17 protein-coding genes are annotated in these 17,335 nt (G+C 56.5%); 5 read left to right on the forward strand and 12 right to left on the reverse strand.

What is annotated here, in order from left to right; genetic code table 11:
* Window positions 1-41 precede the first annotated feature (41 nt).
* The 3 genes from G506_RS0106015 (at window position 42) to G506_RS0106025 (ending at window position 1,646) form a co-directional block, all read left to right on the forward strand.
* The gene (locus G506_RS0106015) at window positions 42-410 is read left to right on the forward strand and encodes a diacylglycerol kinase (RefSeq protein ID WP_240473393.1); all 369 of its coding nucleotides are present in this window, start codon (window positions 42-44) and stop codon (window positions 408-410) included.
* A complete protein-coding gene (locus G506_RS0106020) occupies window positions 386-1,024 on the forward strand; it encodes an SRPBCC family protein (RefSeq protein ID WP_084631200.1) in 639 nt (212 codons plus the stop codon). The genes G506_RS0106015 and G506_RS0106020 overlap by 25 nt, the downstream gene beginning before the upstream one ends.
* Before the next feature lie 118 nt (window positions 1,025-1,142).
* Complete coding sequence (locus G506_RS0106025; protein WP_028116075.1) at window positions 1,143-1,646, forward strand: lactoylglutathione lyase family protein; 504 nt, start codon at window positions 1,143-1,145, stop codon at window positions 1,644-1,646.
* 70 nt (window positions 1,647-1,716) lie between these two features.
* Here the strand turns inward: G506_RS0106025 and rplI are convergent, their stop codons facing one another.
* From rplI to rpsF, 4 genes are read right to left on the reverse strand one after another with little or no spacing between them, the layout of a single operon-like run.
* Entirely contained in the window at window positions 1,717-2,169 is a 453-nt protein-coding gene (gene rplI, locus G506_RS0106030; RefSeq protein ID WP_028116076.1) for a 50S ribosomal protein L9, read from the reverse strand.
* 39 nt (window positions 2,170-2,208) lie between these two features.
* Window positions 2,209-2,436: a 30S ribosomal protein S18 gene (rpsR, locus tag G506_RS0106035; RefSeq protein WP_028116077.1), complete on the reverse strand. Its 228-nt coding sequence runs from the start codon at window positions 2,434-2,436 to the stop codon at window positions 2,209-2,211.
* A gap of 12 nt (window positions 2,437-2,448) precedes the next feature.
* On the reverse strand, window positions 2,449-2,757 hold the full coding sequence (gene priB / locus G506_RS0106040) for a primosomal replication protein N (RefSeq protein WP_051201945.1): 309 nt from the start codon (window positions 2,755-2,757) through the stop codon (window positions 2,449-2,451).
* 10 nt (window positions 2,758-2,767) lie between these two features.
* Window positions 2,768-3,145, reverse strand: coding sequence for a 30S ribosomal protein S6 (gene rpsF / locus G506_RS0106045; RefSeq protein ID WP_028116079.1), 378 nt, complete (start codon window positions 3,143-3,145; stop codon window positions 2,768-2,770).
* Between the two features lie 224 nt (window positions 3,146-3,369).
* Here rpsF and G506_RS0106050 point away from each other — a divergent pair, with 224 nt between their 5' ends.
* Window positions 3,370-4,107: a DUF481 domain-containing protein gene (locus G506_RS0106050; protein ID WP_051201967.1), complete on the forward strand. Its 738-nt coding sequence runs from the start codon at window positions 3,370-3,372 to the stop codon at window positions 4,105-4,107.
* 54 nt (window positions 4,108-4,161) lie between these two features.
* Here the strand turns inward: G506_RS0106050 and pmbA are convergent, their stop codons facing one another.
* Window positions 4,162-5,502: a metalloprotease PmbA gene (gene pmbA / locus G506_RS0106055; RefSeq protein WP_420806070.1), complete on the reverse strand. Its 1,341-nt coding sequence runs from the start codon at window positions 5,500-5,502 to the stop codon at window positions 4,162-4,164.
* A 112-nt stretch (window positions 5,503-5,614) separates the two neighbouring features.
* Here pmbA and yjgA point away from each other — a divergent pair, with 112 nt between their 5' ends.
* Window positions 5,615-6,130 (forward strand): ribosome biogenesis factor YjgA, encoded by a 516-nt coding sequence (gene yjgA / locus G506_RS0106060; RefSeq protein ID WP_051201946.1) that lies wholly within the window; start codon window positions 5,615-5,617, stop codon window positions 6,128-6,130.
* Between the two features lie 285 nt (window positions 6,131-6,415).
* Here yjgA and G506_RS19000 read toward each other — a convergent pair whose 3' ends face one another.
* The 7 genes from G506_RS19000 to G506_RS0106095 form a co-directional block, all read right to left on the reverse strand.
* Window positions 6,416-7,558, reverse strand: coding sequence for an ABC transporter permease (locus G506_RS19000; RefSeq protein WP_051201947.1), 1,143 nt, complete (start codon window positions 7,556-7,558; stop codon window positions 6,416-6,418).
* Window positions 7,540-8,583 carry an ABC transporter permease gene (locus G506_RS0106070; RefSeq protein WP_028116083.1) on the reverse strand — a complete coding sequence of 348 codons (1,044 nt, stop codon included), beginning with the start codon at window positions 8,581-8,583 and terminating at the stop codon, window positions 7,540-7,542. The genes G506_RS19000 and G506_RS0106070 overlap by 19 nt, the downstream gene beginning before the upstream one ends.
* Complete coding sequence (locus tag G506_RS0106075; RefSeq protein ID WP_035387080.1) at window positions 8,580-9,560, reverse strand: HlyD family secretion protein; 981 nt, start codon at window positions 9,558-9,560, stop codon at window positions 8,580-8,582. The genes G506_RS0106070 and G506_RS0106075 overlap by 4 nt, the downstream gene beginning before the upstream one ends.
* Window positions 9,547-10,905, reverse strand: coding sequence for a TolC family protein (locus tag G506_RS19005; RefSeq protein ID WP_051201948.1), 1,359 nt, complete (start codon window positions 10,903-10,905; stop codon window positions 9,547-9,549). The genes G506_RS0106075 and G506_RS19005 overlap by 14 nt, the downstream gene beginning before the upstream one ends.
* 184 nt (window positions 10,906-11,089) lie before the next feature.
* Complete coding sequence (tldD, locus tag G506_RS0106085) at window positions 11,090-12,538, reverse strand: metalloprotease TldD (protein WP_035387081.1); 1,449 nt, start codon at window positions 12,536-12,538, stop codon at window positions 11,090-11,092.
* Entirely contained in the window at window positions 12,535-13,386 is an 852-nt protein-coding gene (locus G506_RS0106090; RefSeq protein WP_084631202.1) for a carbon-nitrogen hydrolase family protein, read from the reverse strand. Before G506_RS0106090 ends, tldD begins: the two co-directional genes overlap by 4 nt.
* Window positions 13,387-13,409: 23 nt before the next feature.
* Window positions 13,410-17,315: a YhdP family protein gene (locus G506_RS0106095; RefSeq protein WP_028116087.1), complete on the reverse strand. Its 3,906-nt coding sequence runs from the start codon at window positions 17,313-17,315 to the stop codon at window positions 13,410-13,412.
* Window positions 17,316-17,335 lie beyond the last annotated feature (20 nt).

A 17,335-nucleotide genomic window follows, 5' to 3' on the forward strand; every position in this document is an offset into this window, starting at 1 on the left:
TAGCATAAGAGCATCACCACAAGCCGTTTTGCGAGATAACGATGCCTGAATCAGCCCCGAAAAATCGCGGTGCCATGCGCTTTATCCAAGCGGGGATCTACTCCTGGCAAGGGGTCAAAGCCGCTTATCGAAACGAAGAGGCGTTTCGCCAAGAGCTGATGTTGGCGATAGTGCTGACCGCCGTCAGTTTTGCCTTTGATGTCACCGCGCTCGAACGCGCCTTGATGATTGCCAGCTTGCTTCTGGTGATGCTGGTGGAGCTGCTTAACAGCGCCATCGAGGCGGTGGTGGATCGCATCGGTCCAGAACGCCATGAACTGTCCGGCCGCGCCAAAGATATCAGTTCGGCGGCGGTCACCATGGCGATGGCAATCGTGGTTCTGTTATGGGGCACCATCCTATTAAGTTAACTCGTTGGGCGAGCATCGTCGCTCTATTCACCCTCCTAACCAGCCTGTCGTTGCCGGGGCTGGCGTCGCCTTGGCAAATCCTCAGCAGCGACAGCCAGCACCTGCTAGAACAGCATACTGAGCAAGCCGAAGGGGTGGTGGCGCTGCGACTCAGCACCACCATGGATGCGTCGATGGCGCAGATCATTGCGGTGCTGGAACAGGTTGAACACTACCCTGAATTTCTGCCGCACTTTCGCCAAGTACGCCGACTCGGCAGCCAAGGCGACAGCGAACTGGTGTACTTTCGGATTGAGCCACCGTTTATCAAGCCACGCGACTATGTGCTGGCGATATCCAATCGGCACTCAGTCAGTGGCAGTTTCTATCAACGGCAGTGGCACAGCGCCAATCAGCACGCCCCAGAGGCCAATGATCAGGTGGTACGGTTATGGTTGGTGGAAGGCAGTTGGCAATTGATTCGCATTGATGACGACCAAACCCGGGTGGTGCATCAGATCCGCACCGATATGGGCGGCAACTTACCAAATTGGTTAATCCAGATGGCCAGTGAACATGGTCTGAAAGCGGTAGTGAATGCGGTGGCAGAGCGCGCTGGCAGCGGCTCCCCCTAGCCAAATTGTGGCCAGCCGCAGTACCAAGAAATCCGATTAGGCAGCGCCGACAACGGCACAGTGTCGCTATTACAACTAAGCTGGATGGGGTCAATCACCGTTACAGGCAATCACCTCAATGGCGCAAACCTACCCTCGTACTTTTTCCCACATCGGCATCTCGGTGCCGGATCTTGAAGCCGCAGTGAAGTTCTACACCGAGGTGCTAGGTTGGTATTTGATAATGCCGCCCACCAAGGTCAGCGAAGATAACTCCGCCATTGGCGAGATGTGCACCGATGTCTTTGGTCCCAACTGGGACTATTTTCACATCGCCCACATGTCGACTGGCGATCGCATTGGCGTCGAACTGTTCCAGTTTAAGAATCAACAAAACCCAAAAGACAACTTTGAGTATTGGAAAACGGGCGTATTCCACTTCTGCGTGCAAGACCCCGATGTGGAGGGCCTCGCCGAGCGCATCGTCGCCGCAGGCGGTAAAAAACGGATGGAGAAACCCCGTTACTACTACCCAGGAGAGAAGCCATACCGGATGATCTACATGGAAGATCCGTTCGGCAATATCTTAGAGATCTATTCCCACAGCTATGAACTGCATTACAGCAGCGGCGCTTATAACTGAGGCATATGGCGTTTGCCACAAACAAAAAAGCAGCGCCCTTGGGCGCTGCTTTTCTTGAAGTTCGACGAACTTACTCGCCAGCTACTACGGTGATTTTAGCAGTAGCAGTTACGTCGCTGTGCAAAGCGATAACGATTTCGTATTCGCCAGTGTTGCGCAGAGCGCCTTCTGGCAGACGAACGTCCGCTTTGTTAACAGCTACGCCAGCGGCAGTCAGTGCATCAGCGATGTCACGGGTACCGATGGAACCGAACAGTTTACCTTCGTCACCAGCTTTGGAAGCGATTACTACGCTTTCCAGAGCAGCGATCTGCTCAGCACGAGCTTGTGCAGCAGCCAGAGTTTCAGCCAGTTTGGCTTCCAGCTCAGCGCGACGAGCTTCAAATACTTCCAGGTTTGCAGCGTTAGCTACAACTGCTTTGCCTTGTGGCAGCAGGAAGTTACGAGCGTAACCAGATTTAACGGTTACTTTGTCACCCAGGTTGCCCAGTTTGGCAACCTTGTCCAACAGAATTACGTCCATTACCTTTACCTCTACTTAAAGTTTATACAGACCGCAGGATTAACCTTGCAGATCGGTGTAAGGCAGCAGAGCCAGGTAACGAGCACGCTTGATAGCGCGTGCCAGCTGACGCTGGTACTTTGCGCTGGTGCCAGTAATACGGCTCGGTACAATTTTACCACTCTCAGTAACGTAGTTCTTCAGAGTAGCGATGTCTTTGTAATCGATTTCTACAACTTTCTCAGCAGTGAAGCGGCAGAACTTGCGACGACGAAAATAACGTGCCATGTGGGCAGTCTCCTAGCAAATCGGTTCAATCGAGTCGGCGTGCAATACCAAACGGCTCTGGCCATTACGACCTTGTTGCCACGCAAGAAATCCTGCGGTTTTGATAATGCGCCCCGGCTCTAGATAGCTCAGTAAGGATTGGGTTTCCTTGCCGCTTAAGACCACTTGGATTTTGCAGTACACCGGCCTTTTCAGACCCGCCTCTTGCTGCATCGAGCGATGCTCTAACAGAAAGAAACTGTGGGGTACGCCATTAATCCCAGTTACGGTCTTCGGTGCTCGTGATACTTGACCACTGAGCTCCAGACGGTTGGAATCCACTTAATTCCTATTACTCAGCAGCTGGGGTAGCTGGACGCTCAGAACGCTCACGACGCTCTGCACGCTCTTCCTTGGCCTTAGCCATTGGAGAAGGCTCGGTTACCGCGTTCTTGGTACGCAGAACCATAGAACGGATTACTGCGTCGTTGTAACGGAAGTTGGTTTCCAGCTCAGCAACCGCTTCAGCAGTAGCTTCAGCGTTTACCAGCACGTAGTGTGCTTTGTGCAGCTTTTCGATAGGGTAAGCCAGTTGACGACGGCCCCAATCTTCCAGACGGTGGATTTTACCGCCGTCCTTTTCGATGGTGGCAGTGTAACGCTCAACCATGCCAGGTACTTGCTCACTCTGATCAGGGTGAACCATAAATACGATTTCGTAATGACGCATCGTATCGCTCCTTACGGTTAGTTAGCTTCAAACGGCTCGGCCGGGCCTATGAAGCAAGGAACAAAAGGGGTTTTGGCCGATTAGCCGGCGCATTGTAGTGGAAAGGGATGGTGAGCACAACTCATACGAAATCGCCTGGTAGCGTCGCCGCAATCGCGAAAGACTTTTCTTGCCCGCAGCAGTTGGGCAAACTGTCGCGCAGTGGCTTTTTTGACGGAGATCTCATGCGCGCCCTGTTGTGTTCCACCCTGCTAGTTAGCGCTCCCGCATTGGCGATCGTCCCGCCCAATTACAGCGAGCCGGAAGAGCCGTTCGCCGCCGAAGTCGAATTCGGTATGCAATACACCAGCGGCAACAGCGACTCCAATAGCTTTAACAGCCGCGTGAAGATGGTGTATGACGGCGATAATGCTCGCCATGAAACCGGCCTGCGCGGTTACTTCGCCTCCGATGACGAAAGCACCTCGGCCGAGCAATACCAAGCGCTGTATCAGCTCGACTATAAGTTGGAAAACGATCGCTATGTGTTTGGTCGAAGCGAACTGAAGTGGGATCGTTTTGGCTCCTACACCGATCAGCACACCTTCTCCAGCGGTTACGGCTGGACTCAGTATGAAACCAGCAGCACCGAACTGACGCTGGAACTTGGTGGCGGTTACCGTTACAACCGCGCCAACTTAGAAGAGGGGTCGGATGAAGAGCCCAGCACCAGCGAGGGGATCTTCCGCGCCGCCGCTAAGTTTGAACACCAACTGCACGAATACACCACCTTCACCGCCGATGCCACGGTGGAGTCCGGTAACGTCAATACCGTCGCCGATCTGAAACTGGCCTATAGAAACCACTTCTGGGCCGATCTGGCGCTGAAATTTGGGGTCGACATCAGCTACACCGATAACGTCCCAGATGGCACCAAGAACACCGATGTGATCTCCACCGTTAACTTGCTTTACAGCTTTTAAACGACAACAAAAAACGCGCCAACAAAGCGCGTTTTTTAGTGATTAGTTGCCCGCTTAGTTGCCGGCCACTTTCATCGATTCCAGCAGGATTGGCCCGGCCGCCAGCGAATGACGCGGATCGACATCGGAGCCCATCGCTACCATGTTGCGGTACATGGTCTTCAGATTGCCAGCGATGGTGATCTCATGCACTGGGAACTGGATTTCGCCATTTTCAACCCAGAAACCGGCAGCACCGCGCGAGTAATCGCCGGTCACGCCGTTAACGCCATGGCCCATCAGATCGGTCACGTACAAGCCGCGATCCAGTTGCTTCAGCATCGCCTTAAGATCGCCGCCGTTGCGGTTAACTTGCCAGTTATAGATACCGCCAGCGTGGCCGGTGTTGGTCATCTTTAAGCGACGAGCAGAGTACGCGGTCAGCAGGTAGGTTTTCAGTACCCCCGCCTCAATGATCTGCCGGCGCTGAGTGGCCACCCCTTCACCATCAAAGTAAGCCGATGCCAACGCGCCTTTGATATGCGGGTTCTCTTCAATCGCAAACCACTCTGGGAACAGCTGCTGCTCTAGGCTGTCGGTTAAAAAGCTGGCGTTGCGATACAGACTGGCACCGCTGATGGCGCCAATCAGGTGGCTAATAAGGCCAACCGACTGCGCCGCGCTGAACAGCACTGGCACATTACAGGTATCGATTTTACGAGCGCCCAAGCGCGCGGCGGTTTCCAGACCGGCCTGATGGCCAACCTGTTCTGGGGTCAGCATATCTTCAAAACGACGCGCCACGGTGTAGTCGTAATCGCGCTCCATCCCTTGTTCATCTTGGCCAATAGCGACGCAAGAGAGGCTGTGACGAGAGCTTAAGCCGCTGCCAATAAAGCCATGGCTGTTGCCATAGACTTTCAGGCTTTCGTGGCTATTCAGGGTGGCACCATCAGAGTTAACGATACGCTTATCCGCCGCCATCGCCGCTTGTTCGGCGCGGGCCGCCAGCGCAACCGCCTGTTGTGGATCGATGTCGTAGGGGTGATACAGATCCAGATCGCCAATTTCGGTGGCCATCTGCGCCGCTTCAGCCAGACCGTTGTATTGATCGGCACTGGTTTGACTGGCGATGGTGGCGGCCGCTTGCACGGCAGCGCGAATGGCATCAGCCGATAAGTCAGAGGTCGAAGCGTTGCCCTTACAGCCATCGCGGTACACCGAAATGCCCAAGGCGCCGTCTTTATTAAATTCAACGGTTTCAACTTCGCCCAAGCGGGTGGATACCGACAAGCCTTGCTGCTTCTGCACCGCCACTTCGGCGCCATCCAGCCCCAACTTAGCCGCTTCTTCCAATGCTCGGCCGACGGCCTGTTCCAACTCTGCGCGCTGCTGCGCCAAACGCTCACTCATCAACGGATGCTCTAAAACCAAATAGAGCGACAGAATAGCAAAGTCACAACAGCAGATCACAATGGCGCTGGCTTTTTGCTAAACTCGCGGCTTTTAGCCCCCTCGGATCGCCATCATGAACGACTACGAAGACTTTGACGACGAGCTGATCAGTAAATCTCAGCTTAAGCGCGAAGCGGAATCCACCCAGCGTTTGGGTGAAAAACTGCTCGATTTGTCCCCTGGGCAATTGGCCAAAGTGCCGCTGGATGACGATCTGCTGGCCGCCCTAGAACTGGCCAACCGCATTCGTGGCAAACACGAAGCCTACCGCCGTCAGCGCCAATACATCGGCAAACTGATGCGCGCCCGCGATCCAGAGCCGATCGAAGAAGCGCTGAAGATCTTTGAAAACGAAAGCATCTTGGCCAACCAGCGATTCCACATGCTGGAGCAACTGCGTGACCAACTGCTGACCGGCAGCAACGAAGCCCTGCAACACGCGCTGAACACCCATCCAGCGCTGAACAGCGAGCTACAGCGCCTGCGCCAGCTGATCCGCCAAGCGGTCAAAGAAGCCGCCGCTAATAAGCCGCCAAAAGCGGCACGCGAGCTGTTTAAGCTACTGCGTTACACCCTGCTGGATAAGTAACACCATCGTTGCCATTAACGCTTAAAGTAAAGAGGGAGCCCACGGGCTCCCTCTTGTTTTAAATAACAGTTTTTAGTTCTCAGCTGTCAGTTTTTAGTTAGCAGTTAGCAGTTATCAGTTAGCAGTTAGCAGTTAGCAGTTAGCAGTTAGCAGTTAGCAGTTAGCAGTTAGTCAGCTTGTTGCCAAATTTCCGCTAACCACAAGCTCTTACTAAAAACTAACAACTGATCACTGACTGCTACTCATCAAACTAACGACTGATCACTGACTGCTACTCATCCAGCACTAACGCAAAATCTGTTGTCGCCGTTTACGCAACAACACCAGCGCTAACATCCCCCACGCCAGCGCTTGCCCCCACAGAGTCAGGTGGTGCCATTGCAACGCCGACAATGGCGCATCCAACTGATTAAGCAAAATCATCGCTTGGATCATCGGTTGCGATGGGATCAGCCCCCACAGCGCCAACCATGGCCACGCCAGATCGCTGCTAGGCCAGACAAAACCGGCGCTAAATAACAGTGGCATCGCCACCAACATCAGCATCTGTACCAAACTGTCGCGGCGCTGAAATAGACAACCGAGCACCACCGCTAAGCTGAAGGTGGCTAACCAAAATGGGATCAGCAAGCCCCACAGCGCCAACCAACTGCCGTTCAGAGTGACGTGGTAGACCGCTAATACCGGTCCTAAGTACCACGCTCCAGCCACCACAAACGGCGGCAACAGCAGCGCCGCTAGCACACTGAACACCAGCACCGAGCCGTTGTGCCGCCACAGACTGTTGCTGTGCAGTAGTCGCACCGTCGTCAGACCACCACAGATCAGCAGCAGTTGGTGCAAGATCAGCACAAACAACCCCGGCAGCATGTAATCGAGGTAGCCCATCTTGAGGTTGCTCGACGGCGCCACGTTCAGTCGCACCCCGCCACTGGCTGGGGTCGCCCCCGCCAATTGCTGCCGTGCCAGTTGCACCTCGCTGCCCAACACCCGACTGGCTTTAACCACAGTCTCAGCGATCACCCCATAACTTAAAAAATAATGGGCATCGGCGGCGACCACCACGGTGGCGCTCTGGCCGCGCTTTAGCGCCGCATCAAAACCGGCGGGGATCAGCACCACGCCAGCGGCCTTACCGGCATTGACCGCCGCAATCGCGGCCGCGTCCGAGCCCATCTGCGCCACCAGCTTGACCCCTGGGCTGGCCATCAATGCTCGGGTTAACTGACGGCTGGCGTAGCTGTGGTCCTGATCAACCAATACCACCGCCTGCAGGGTGGCGACCTGATGCAAGTAGGGCAGCGGATACAGCAGCGCATACATAATTAACCCAGCGGCAAAAGTCAGCCGTACCGGTTTGTCTGCTAGGGTTTGTGCCCCCAATTGCAGCCACAGCGCTACCCAGCGCCTTAAGCTAACTTGCGCCATAACCACAGTACCAAAGGAGTAAATAACAGCAGCGGCCACAGTTGCCACCAATCGGCACTGGCGCTAGCGCGAAACTGCTGCAACAGCGGCAGATAATGGGTCGAGGGGATAAGTTGCCCCCACCACTGTGCCCCCAGCGGCATATCAACGGTCGGCATGGTGACTCCCATATACGCAAACGCCGGGCTGAGCAGCGCCGCCGCCACCGACGCTTGCTGGGTGGTTTCTCGGCCACTGCGATACAACAGCAGCGCCAACGCCAACAATGGCAACAGCAGAGTTAATGCCGCCAACCACAGCGGCCACCAATGACTGCCCTGCGGCAGCGCCAGCAGCGGCGTTAATAACGCCATCCCCAGCGCCAACAGCAGCGCTTGCCACAGCAGCAGCAGGCTTAACTGCGACCGGCGCCCGCGCCACGGGGCGGGACGATTCAATAGGTTGATCATCGCCAACAGCGCACACAACTGCCACACCGCCAACGCCAGTGGCGGCAGTAGAAACTGGGCGTAATCCAAGCCGATGTTGTTCAATGGCAGCAAGCTAACTTGCACCGGTTGTAACTGCGCCTCGGTCGCCACCAGTGGCATCCCTTTGGCTGCCAGCGACAACTGCGCCGGTTGCTGCAAACTGGCAGCAATCGCCTGTTGCAGTGGGGTGAGTAAACGCCGCGCCATCAACAGATAGCTGCCGTTGTAGCGCACCTCAATGGTGACGTTAAGGCCATGGCGCAGATCGGCGCTAAAATCCGCTGGCACCATCACCAGCGCATAGCTTTGACCGCTGCGCAGCGACTCAGCCGCCTCCGCTAAGGTGGCCATGCTCTGTAATTTGGCTGCTGGGGTGGCTTGCAGCGCCCGCCCCAGTGCACGGCTAAGCGCCGAGTGATCTTGGTCGACAAACGCCACCGTTAACTCGGTTGGGCTACGCGGGGCAAACACGCTGTACAACGCCGCCACCAGCAGTACCGGCGCCAATAGCAGCAGAAACAGCTGCCATGGCTCACGCTGCAGCCACGCGATCATGCTTGTGGCTCGATAATCGCAGTCATCCCCGCCCGCAGGCCATCGATGGTCACCGCAGGACGCAGTTCTACCTCAAAGGTGCGCAGGTCAAAATCGCCGCCGCTTTCGGTCGCCCGCCAGGTAGCAAAATCCCCCTGCACCGCTTTGTACGCCACGGTAAATGGGTAGCGCTGTTTTAACGCTGGCAGATAGATCTCAACCTGGCTGCCATCAACAAATTGATCGAGGTGATCTTCGCGCACTTGAAACAGCGCCCAAGCGTCCTGCATATCGGTCAAGGTCAGCACCGGAAAGCCCCGCGGCACCAATTCCCCCTGATGCAACATCACCGCGCTGATCTCGCCACTGCGCGGCGCGCGAATGTGAATATCCGCCAGCACCGCTTGCACCTCTGCCAGTTGCGCCTTGGCGGCATCGGCTTTGCCTTGGGCGGCCTGTTTGGTTTCGCTGCGGGCACCCTCTTGTGCCATGTCGTGTAGCGCTTTAGCGGCGCTGGCTTGGTGCAGTGACGCTTGCCATTGGGCGTAGGCTTCATCGCGTTTTTGCTGAGCCATTACCCCTTCATCAAACAACGCTTTGATGCGTTGATAGGTGGCTTGCGCCAGCTTTTCAGCGGCTAACGCCCGCTGCCAATCATCGTAAGCGGCTTGGATCTGCTGCTTGCGCGCGCCGCTGTCGGCTTCTTGCTTAAGCGCATTGGAGGCTTCAACCCCCGCCTGCGCTTGTTGGAAGCGCGCTTCCAGCTCAGGGCTGTCCAAGCGGAACAGCTCATCACCAGCAACCACCTGATCGCCTCGGCGGACATTCAACTGTTCCAAACGGCCACCGGCTTTGGAGGAGATCTGGTATTGGCGCGCTTCAATCTGCCCCTGCAATATCAGTGGTTTCGGCTGATAAGCATGACGAATGGCCAACAGGCTTAAGGCGGCCAGCAATGCCAGCGCCAATGATCCGAAAATCAGATTACGAACGTTCATCAACGGCTCCCTCAGCCCGCTCAAGTAAAGTGTTTAGCTCGCCACTAAGGCTTAACACCTTAGCTAACGCCAGCAAGTAGTGATATTGCGCCTGCGCTTGCCCCAGTTTGGCGGCGGTCAGGCTTTGATCGGCATCCACCAGTTGCAGCGAAGTCGCCAAGCCCTGCTGAAACGCCAACTCGCGTAAACGTCGGTTCTCTGCCGCCAAACTGATGGTGCTTTGGTAGGCCTGATACTCGCTGATCGCTTGGCTTAAGGCTTGATGTTCGGATTGCAGCAACAGCAGCAGATCTTGTTGCGTCTGCTGCCGTCGCAGTTGCGCTTCTTTCTCGGCGCTGTGGGCGGCTTGCAGACGATGGCTGCGACCGTCATTGGTGAACAGCGGCATGCTAAAACGGATGCCGACAAACCACTCCGGTTCAAGGTGCGCCAATAAGCTGTCGTCATCGGCCAAGGTGTAGCTACCAAACAGCCCTACGGTCGGCTTGTAGCGACCTTGCTCGGCGGCAACCGCCCCTTTGGCTTGGCGTTGCTTAGCTTCAAACAGCAGCAGTGCCGGATGGCTGCTGCGCAGCTGTTGCTGCAGTGGCGCCAGCGCCGGTAGGGTTAAATTGCCACTAAAACGTTGTGGCTGCACGCCATCGAGCTGCAGCAGACTGTCCAGCCCCAATTGCGCCAACGTCACTTGGTGTTCGGCTTTTTCGGCGGTGACCTTGGCCTGATCCCGCGCTACCTGCGCGTTCAACCGCTCGACTTCGGCGATCTGCCCCTGCTTTTCCAACAAGGTGGCGTGGTGCAGATGGGTTTCTCGCGCCACCAACTGTTGGCCACGCAGCGCCGCGTTTTGCTTGGCCAATACCAAGCCGTAGTAACGCTGTACTAGCAGGTTAAATTGCTCGCGCCGCTTGATTTGCAGTTGCTGCACACTGGCGTCGTATTCCGCCTGTTTCACCTGCTGCGCCGCATCAATCCGCCCTGCCGCATACAACGGGAAGCTGCCCATCAATGAGGTGCGGTAGATGTGGCGTTCGGTAAGATCCAAGGCAATACTGCTTGGGAAGTCTGGTATCGGTAATTGAAACGGCAGGTCAAGCTCTGCTCGCAGCGGCTTCTCCATCTGCACGTAGGTGCTGTTTAAACTCAGCGATGGCAGTCGCAGATCGTCACTGGCAGCAACCGCTAATTCGGCACGGCTTTGGCTTTGCCGTTCCGCCGCCAGCAAGGCGCTGTGATCATCCAGTTGCTGCCACGCTTGGCGCAAACTCAAGCTTTGGCTGTTGGCCGCCAGTGGCATCGCGGCCAACAGTATCAGCGTCACGAATCGGCGCAGAAAAGGAAACGGCATAAGGGCAAGTCCCGCCTATTGAAATATAGAGCAATTACTCAAAATTGTATCAGCTTTAGCCAGTTACGATAAATTGTTTCGCTTACCACAACGCTAAAACAAAACAGCGAGCTTAGTTGCCTTAGCTCGCTGTTAATTCTAATCAAACTGTTCGCCGCCTGCTTTGACCGCAAGCGGGGATCGCTTAAGCGGTACCGCCAACAGTCAGGCGATCCAGCTTCAGGCTTGGCTGGCCAACCCCCACTGGTACGCTTTGGCCATCTTTGCCACAGACGCCAACGCCGTTATCCAGCGCCAGATCGTTGGCCACCATCGATACCTGCTGCATCGCTTCAATGCCGTTACCGATTAAGGTTGCGCCCTTAATTGGCTGCTTAATCTCGCCATTTTCAATCAGGTAGGCTTCAGAGGCGGAGAACACAAACTTACCGCTGGTGATGTCCACTTGGCCGCCACCAAAGTTTGGCGCGTAGATGCCACGCTCCACTGAAGCGATCAGTTGTTCTGGGGTGTGCTTACCGCCAAGCATGTAGGTGTTGGTCATCCGTGGCATCGGCAGGTGCGCGTAAGACTCACGGCGACCGTTACCGGTTGGTGCCACCCCCATCAAACGGGCGTTCATCTTGTCCTGCATATAGCCTTTAAGAATGCCGTTTTCAATCAGCACCGTACGCTGACTGACCGTACCTTCATCATCCACGGTCATGCTGCCGCGACGATCTTCTAAGGTGCCGTCATCGACGATGGTGCACAGCTCGGAACAAACCTGCTCGCCAATGCGGCCAGAGAACAACGATGAGCCTTTGCGGTTAAAGTCGCCTTCCAGGCCGTGACCAACCGCTTCGTGCAGCAGTACCCCTGGCCAGCCTGGGCCCAGTACCACTGGCATTTCACCGGCGGGCGCATCAACCGCTTCGAGGTTTACGCTGGCCTGACGCACCGCTTCATGACACAGTTGGAATGCCGCCATCTTGCCGTTGCTGTCCAGTTGCAGCAGACGGTCGTAACCGTAACGACCACCCATGCCAGCGGCGCCGCGCTCACGCAGTTCACCTTCGGTCATGATCACCGAGCAGTTCAAACGGATCAGCGGGCGAATGTCGGTTGCCAGAGTGCCATCGGACGCCGCCACCAGCATCTCTTCGTAAACGCCACTGAGGCTAACCACCACTTGGGTGATGCGAGGATCGAGACCACGTACGTAGGCGTCCATCTCTTTTAGCAGGTTGAGCTTGGCTTCGGCGGCCATCGCATCAATCGGGTTGCTTGGCTGGTAGCGAGCCTTGAGCTCGGCGGCTTTCAGCGCATTAACCTTGCCCTGGGCACCGGCAGCAGCAATACCACGAGCCGCCATGGCCGATTGCTTCAGCGCCAGTGGGCTGATCTCGTCGGCGTAAGCAAAACCGGTTTTGTCACCGGTAATGGCACGCACGCCCAAGCCTTGCTCGATATTGAAGCTGCCCTCTTTAACGATGCCGTCTTCCAATACCCAAGTTTCATGCTTGCTGGATTGCAGGTAGATATCCGCGTAATCCAGTTGATGTTGATGCAGTTGCTTAAGCGCCAGTTCTAGGCTGTCGCAGTTCAGATCGGCTGGCGTCAACAACGACGCAGAAACGGTGGAAAAGCTCATGATTCCTCTTGTATACGTTCGACCGCCACAGCGCGGCGGTGCTGCAATACCGGCATATCCTGCCGACACTGCTTAAGCTGCTGTCGATTCAGGCGGGCACTGACCCAGCCTTCGCCGTTGGGACGCTCAGCGATGATGGTTCCCCATGGGTCGACCACGATCGATTGTCCCCAAGTACGGCGACCATCGGGGTGTTGCCCCCATTGATTGGCCGCCAGTACAAAAATTTGGTTTTCAATGGCGCGCGCCTGCAGCAACGGTTGCCAATGAGCGGCGCCGGTGCGCTCGGTAAAGGCCGCCGGCAGCACCATCAGGTCCACCTCTGCGGCCAGTTGCGACCACATCGAGGGGAAGCGCACATCGTAGCACACCGCCATGCCAATCCGACCAATGGCGCTATCGATCACCAACAGTCGCGAACCTGGGTGGGTATCGCGGCTTTCATGGTAACTGTGGCCATCGCCAACTTCGGCATCAAACAGATGCACTTTGTCGTAGCGGCCAAGGCCGTTGCCATCAGGGCCAAACAGCCAACTGCTGGCAAACGCCCGGCCATCAGCGGCAGCCACCGGCAGCGTGCCCGCCACCAGATAACACTGATACTGCTTGGCCAATGCCGCCAGCTGCTGTTGATAGTGGCCGGTCCGCGACGGCTCGGCGCTCAGATGCCAACGCTGGCCCTCGCCAAAGTGCAAACAGGCCTCTGGCAGCACCACTAAGGCGTTGGCCAACGCCGCGCCTTGCTCCACCGCCAGTTCCGCCAAAAACTGGCGAATACGGCTAAGGTTGTGCTCGGCACCGCCGCCGCTGGTCATCTGCAGTAGGTGGACATTGATGCTGTCGCTCATGGTTACTCCCTGTAATCATTCCTTTAATTATTTGGGTCTTGCCCTTGGCGCACCTCGACCTCGCGTTTCAGACGCTCGGTTTCTTCCAACTGAGGATCATCCAAGCTGCCGCTGAGGCGGTAATTCAACTGGGTGATCACCTCAATGACCGGCTCCAACAAGGTGGTTACCGCCAACGCCCCTAGGCCCATGGTTAGTGCCCCCGTACTTAGGTACATCACCGCCGGCAAACTGGAGGTCAGCGCCGGTGAGAAACGCAGGTGGTAATCCAAGGTACGCTCTGGCAGGTTGGTCCAACCGTCGACTCGCAGTTTGCCGGCGCCACCATCAAGTAGGCCATTGTTGGTGCTGGCGATCCCTTGGTTGAACTTAACGTCAGCGGAGAACTCATCAAAATGCATTCCCTCGCCAAACACATCCGAGAAGTCCAGCGCCAACTTACGCATCAACGATTCCAGACTAAACAGCGACAGCAAACGAGCGCCTTTATCGCCCACCTGTTTCAAATGGCCACTGTTAAGCTCAAAGCTCATGTCACCATTGAGATTATCTAGGGTAAATTGCCACGGCGCCCCCGCCCATTGCAGATTGAAATCCAACTCGCCACTGGCTTGCTGGATAGAGGGTTCCAGCCCCCATTGGCTCATCAACGCATCGATCTGCTTAGTGCGGATCCCCCCGGTAAACTTGCTGGCGCTGGCACTGCCGTCGGCATACCAAAGTCCTTGCGCATTCAGTTGATGATCGGCGTATCCCAATTGCAGTTGTTCGATGCGATAGCTGTGCTGCTGCGGATCACCCACAGCCAGTAACGACAACGGCCCCAGCTGCATCTGACCAAAGCGAAGATCAGCGATATTTACCTGTAACGCCGGAAATTGCTCGATGGCAGTGGCCGCTGCGGCGACAAATTCATCGGCAGTGGCAGGCAACGCGGCTTCAGCACTGAGGTTTGGCAGATGTAAAAACTCCGCTTCGACCGCAACCCCAAGTTGTTCGGCACCCTCGCCAATTTGCACCTCGGCCTTGGCGTGTTGGCTATCCAAAGACAGTTGCCAACCGTCACGGCTTGGCTGCGCAACCAGACTGCCAACACCAAAATCGAGATCAAAAAGTTGCAGCGAGTTGCCGCTTAGCTGCAGTTCGGTCAGCGGTGCAAACAAGGTTTTTTGCGGCGCGGCTGCGCTGCTGGTGCTGCTGGCGTCACTGCGATTAAAGCGCGCTAGCTCCTCCACCAGTGGCTGCCACTGCTGCAACGCGATGGTATCGCCCTGCCACAGCAACAGGCCATTAGCCTCAGTCGGCTTTTGCAGTTGAGTCGGCTCAACTTGGATCAGATAGCGAGCAAACAGAGTGTCATCGGCGTAATCGATCGGTGCATTAAAGGCCAACTGCTGGCCCAATTGGAACGACAGTTGCGCTTGGCGATCGTCGCCGCTGATCCACAACTGCAAGGCACGATCGCTGGCGGCGGTTTTATTAAATGGCGGCGGCAGATCGATGCTGACACCATTCAGTTTCGAGTGCAGATCGGCGTTAAAGCGTAAGCCACTGTCATTCACCAACAGATCCACTTCGCCAATGACGCTGCTGGCGCCGCTGAACCGATCGGTGATCGGATTTTGCAGCTCAACCGGCAATCGTGCCAACTGCCAGTCACTGACAAAATCGATATCAACGCCGTAATCGTCACCGCGCAGGCCACCTTGTAACTGGATGGTGGTCGGCTGATGCAGCACTTGCGCCTGCAGATCGGTGACGATCACCTGCTCGTTACTAAACTGCAACTGGCCGGTTACTTGACGCAGCGGCAGCGCCAGCGGTGCCAACCACACTTCGGCGTTGTCAAAGGCGATGGTGCCATTGACCTGCGGCAACTGCGCGCTAACGGCGTCACCGAGCGGGAAGCGCATATCCAGCACCAATGGCAACGGTTGTTGTGGCTGTACCTGCTGCAGCAGTGGCGTAATGCTGCTGGCTAAAAAGGTCTCTTTTAAGATGGTGTCGGCCATCGATGGCTTCACCACGACTGCACCGTCGATCTCCAGCACCGTTGCTTCGCCAAGCTCGGGGATCACAATATCGACATCGTGCAGCGGCAGATCCGCCAACATCCCGCGCTTGGCATCCAAGTCCATCAAGGCGTTATCAAAGCGCGCCAGCACGGTGGCATCGGTCGCCGCCGGCCAATCATCAAGAAATTCAAACCGTAGCGCCTGCATGGTGAAGTCGGCTAAGAAGCGACCACGGCTGTCGGTGAAGTTACTGCCATCCAGCGGCGCGTGCCACAACAGCTTACCGTCGTCAGTGGCGCCCGCTTGCAGCGCATTACCCAAGTAGCTGGCCAATTCACTGCCCATTACCTGCGGCAGGTAGTAGCGCACTTGCGCGGCGTCATTAATGGCAAAGTTACCACTGAGCTGCAGCCACGGAGCGCGGTAGGGTAACAGTTGCACCACCCCTTGCAGCGCCGCTTCCAGATCGGCATTAACCAGCGTTACTTGGTCAAACTGTAAGGCGCTGCCGAGCGACTCATTCAAGCTATTTTGACGTGGATACCAGCGCCCCTGCGCCGCCACCTGCTGCAGCTGTACCAAGGCGGCAAACTGTTGCGGCCAATCTAGGGTCAGCGGTTGTTCCGGCAAGCTAAAATGCAGCCCGCTGTCTTGCCACTGCAACTGCAGATCCAGTGGGCTCAGGCCTGGCAGTTCCCCGTGCTGGCGCCAGCCCACCCCTTGCAGCGGCAACTGTGCCTGCAGTTGCTGCGCTTGATAAGTGACGGCTAACGGGCCGATCTGCCCCTGCGCTTGGGTGTTGGCAAGCGCCTCTGCCAGCGACGACTGTGGCGCCACCAGCGTGGCCAGCGGTAACAGCCCCGCCAACGGCAGCGGATCGATTGCCAAAGTCAGCTTATCTGCTTGCTGCTCAAGCTGTAATGCCAGTGGCTGCCACTGATAGTCGTTGCTGCGAAGCTGCCAAGCGTCACTGCGCAGCTGCCACCCTTGCTGGGTCGGCAACCACAGCAGATTGGCACGGTCAATGGCAAAGCTATCGCCCTGCTGATTGACGATTGCACTGCCATCGAGCTGCAGTTGCGCCTGCAACAGTGCGCTGTCGGTGAAGTTCAGCCAGCCTTGCAGATTAAGGGTGCTATCCAGCGTTAGCTGTGGCCAATGACGAGCCAATAACGGCCCCAGCTGCAATGCGTCCGCCGCCAGATAGAGACGACCGTGCAAGCGCTCATCCGCTAACTGCTGTAACTCCAGCGATAACGACAGATATTCATGTTGATGACGGCTGCCATCGAGATACAGTTGCCCTTGGCCGAGGTGGCGCGCCCCTTGATTGCGCCAATCCCAGCGGGCGAGATGCAGGGTATCCAGCAGCGTTTGATCGCGCCGTAAGTTGAGACGAATGTCCCGCAGGGTGACCTGTTCCAGCTGATCTAACAGCAGTGGTCGCAACGGACGCAGCTGCCCAAGTTCAAAGCCATCGCTGTCGGCGTTGCCATCCAAACTTAAATCGATGGCGACTCCGCTGACGGTCAGTTCGCCAAACACCACCGTTTGCTGCCACAGCGAACGCCAAAAATCGATAGTTAAATCAACCTGTTCGATGGTTAGTGCTAATGGCAGTTGCTGCTGCTCTGGCAGTTTGAGCTGATGGATCAGCAGGTGTGGGCCACTGCGTTGCCACTGGGCACCGAGTTGACCGATCTCCATCTCGATACCATAGCGGGTTAGCAATTCGCGGCTTAGGTGCTCGCGCACCTGCTCGAGTTGCGGCAACAAAAAACGCACTAAGGTGACCAGCAACGCCAAGGTGACGATGCTGGCCGCCAACAGATTCCAGCACCAGCGACTGGCTCGCAGGCTAAAGTGCGCCGCCAGACGGCGGCGGCTTAGCCGCAGCGGCGATTTTACCGCCATAACGGCAGCGCCAGTTCACC

The sequence above is a fragment of the Ferrimonas senticii DSM 18821 genome (assembly GCF_000422665.1).
In the GTDB taxonomy this organism is placed as follows: Bacteria; Pseudomonadota; Gammaproteobacteria; order Enterobacterales; family Shewanellaceae; genus Ferrimonas; species Ferrimonas senticii.

Bases quoted from the DNA above. Each gene is read 5' to 3' on its own strand.
- G506_RS0106070 (WP_028116083.1), bottom strand. From the start codon at position 8,583: ATGATCGCGTGGCTGCAGCGTGAGCCATGGCAGCTGTTTCTGCTGCTA.
- rpsF (WP_028116079.1), bottom strand. From the start codon at position 3,145: ATGCGTCATTACGAAATCGTATTTATGGTTCACCCTGATCAGAGTGAG.
- G506_RS19000 (WP_051201947.1), bottom strand. From the start codon at position 7,558: ATGGCGCAAGTTAGCTTAAGGCGCTGGGTAGCGCTGTGGCTGCAATTG.
- G506_RS0106020 (WP_084631200.1), top strand. From the start codon at position 386: ATGGGGCACCATCCTATTAAGTTAACTCGTTGGGCGAGCATCGTCGCT.
- tldD (WP_035387081.1), bottom strand. From the start codon at position 12,538: ATGAGCTTTTCCACCGTTTCTGCGTCGTTGTTGACGCCAGCCGATCTG.
- rpsR (WP_028116077.1), bottom strand. From the start codon at position 2,436: ATGGCACGTTATTTTCGTCGTCGCAAGTTCTGCCGCTTCACTGCTGAG.
- G506_RS0106095 (WP_028116087.1), bottom strand. From the start codon at position 17,315: ATGGCGGTAAAATCGCCGCTGCGGCTAAGCCGCCGCCGTCTGGCGGCG.
- G506_RS19005 (WP_051201948.1), bottom strand. From the start codon at position 10,905: ATGCCGTTTCCTTTTCTGCGCCGATTCGTGACGCTGATACTGTTGGCC.
- G506_RS0106090 (WP_084631202.1), bottom strand. From the start codon at position 13,386: ATGAGCGACAGCATCAATGTCCACCTACTGCAGATGACCAGCGGCGGC.
- G506_RS0106015 (WP_240473393.1), top strand. From the start codon at position 42: ATGCCTGAATCAGCCCCGAAAAATCGCGGTGCCATGCGCTTTATCCAA.
- G506_RS0106025 (WP_028116075.1), top strand. From the start codon at position 1,143: ATGGCGCAAACCTACCCTCGTACTTTTTCCCACATCGGCATCTCGGTG.
- rplI (WP_028116076.1), bottom strand. From the start codon at position 2,169: ATGGACGTAATTCTGTTGGACAAGGTTGCCAAACTGGGCAACCTGGGT.
- G506_RS0106075 (WP_035387080.1), bottom strand. From the start codon at position 9,560: ATGAACGTTCGTAATCTGATTTTCGGATCATTGGCGCTGGCATTGCTG.
- G506_RS0106050 (WP_051201967.1), top strand. From the start codon at position 3,370: ATGCGCGCCCTGTTGTGTTCCACCCTGCTAGTTAGCGCTCCCGCATTG.
- yjgA (WP_051201946.1), top strand. From the start codon at position 5,615: ATGAACGACTACGAAGACTTTGACGACGAGCTGATCAGTAAATCTCAG.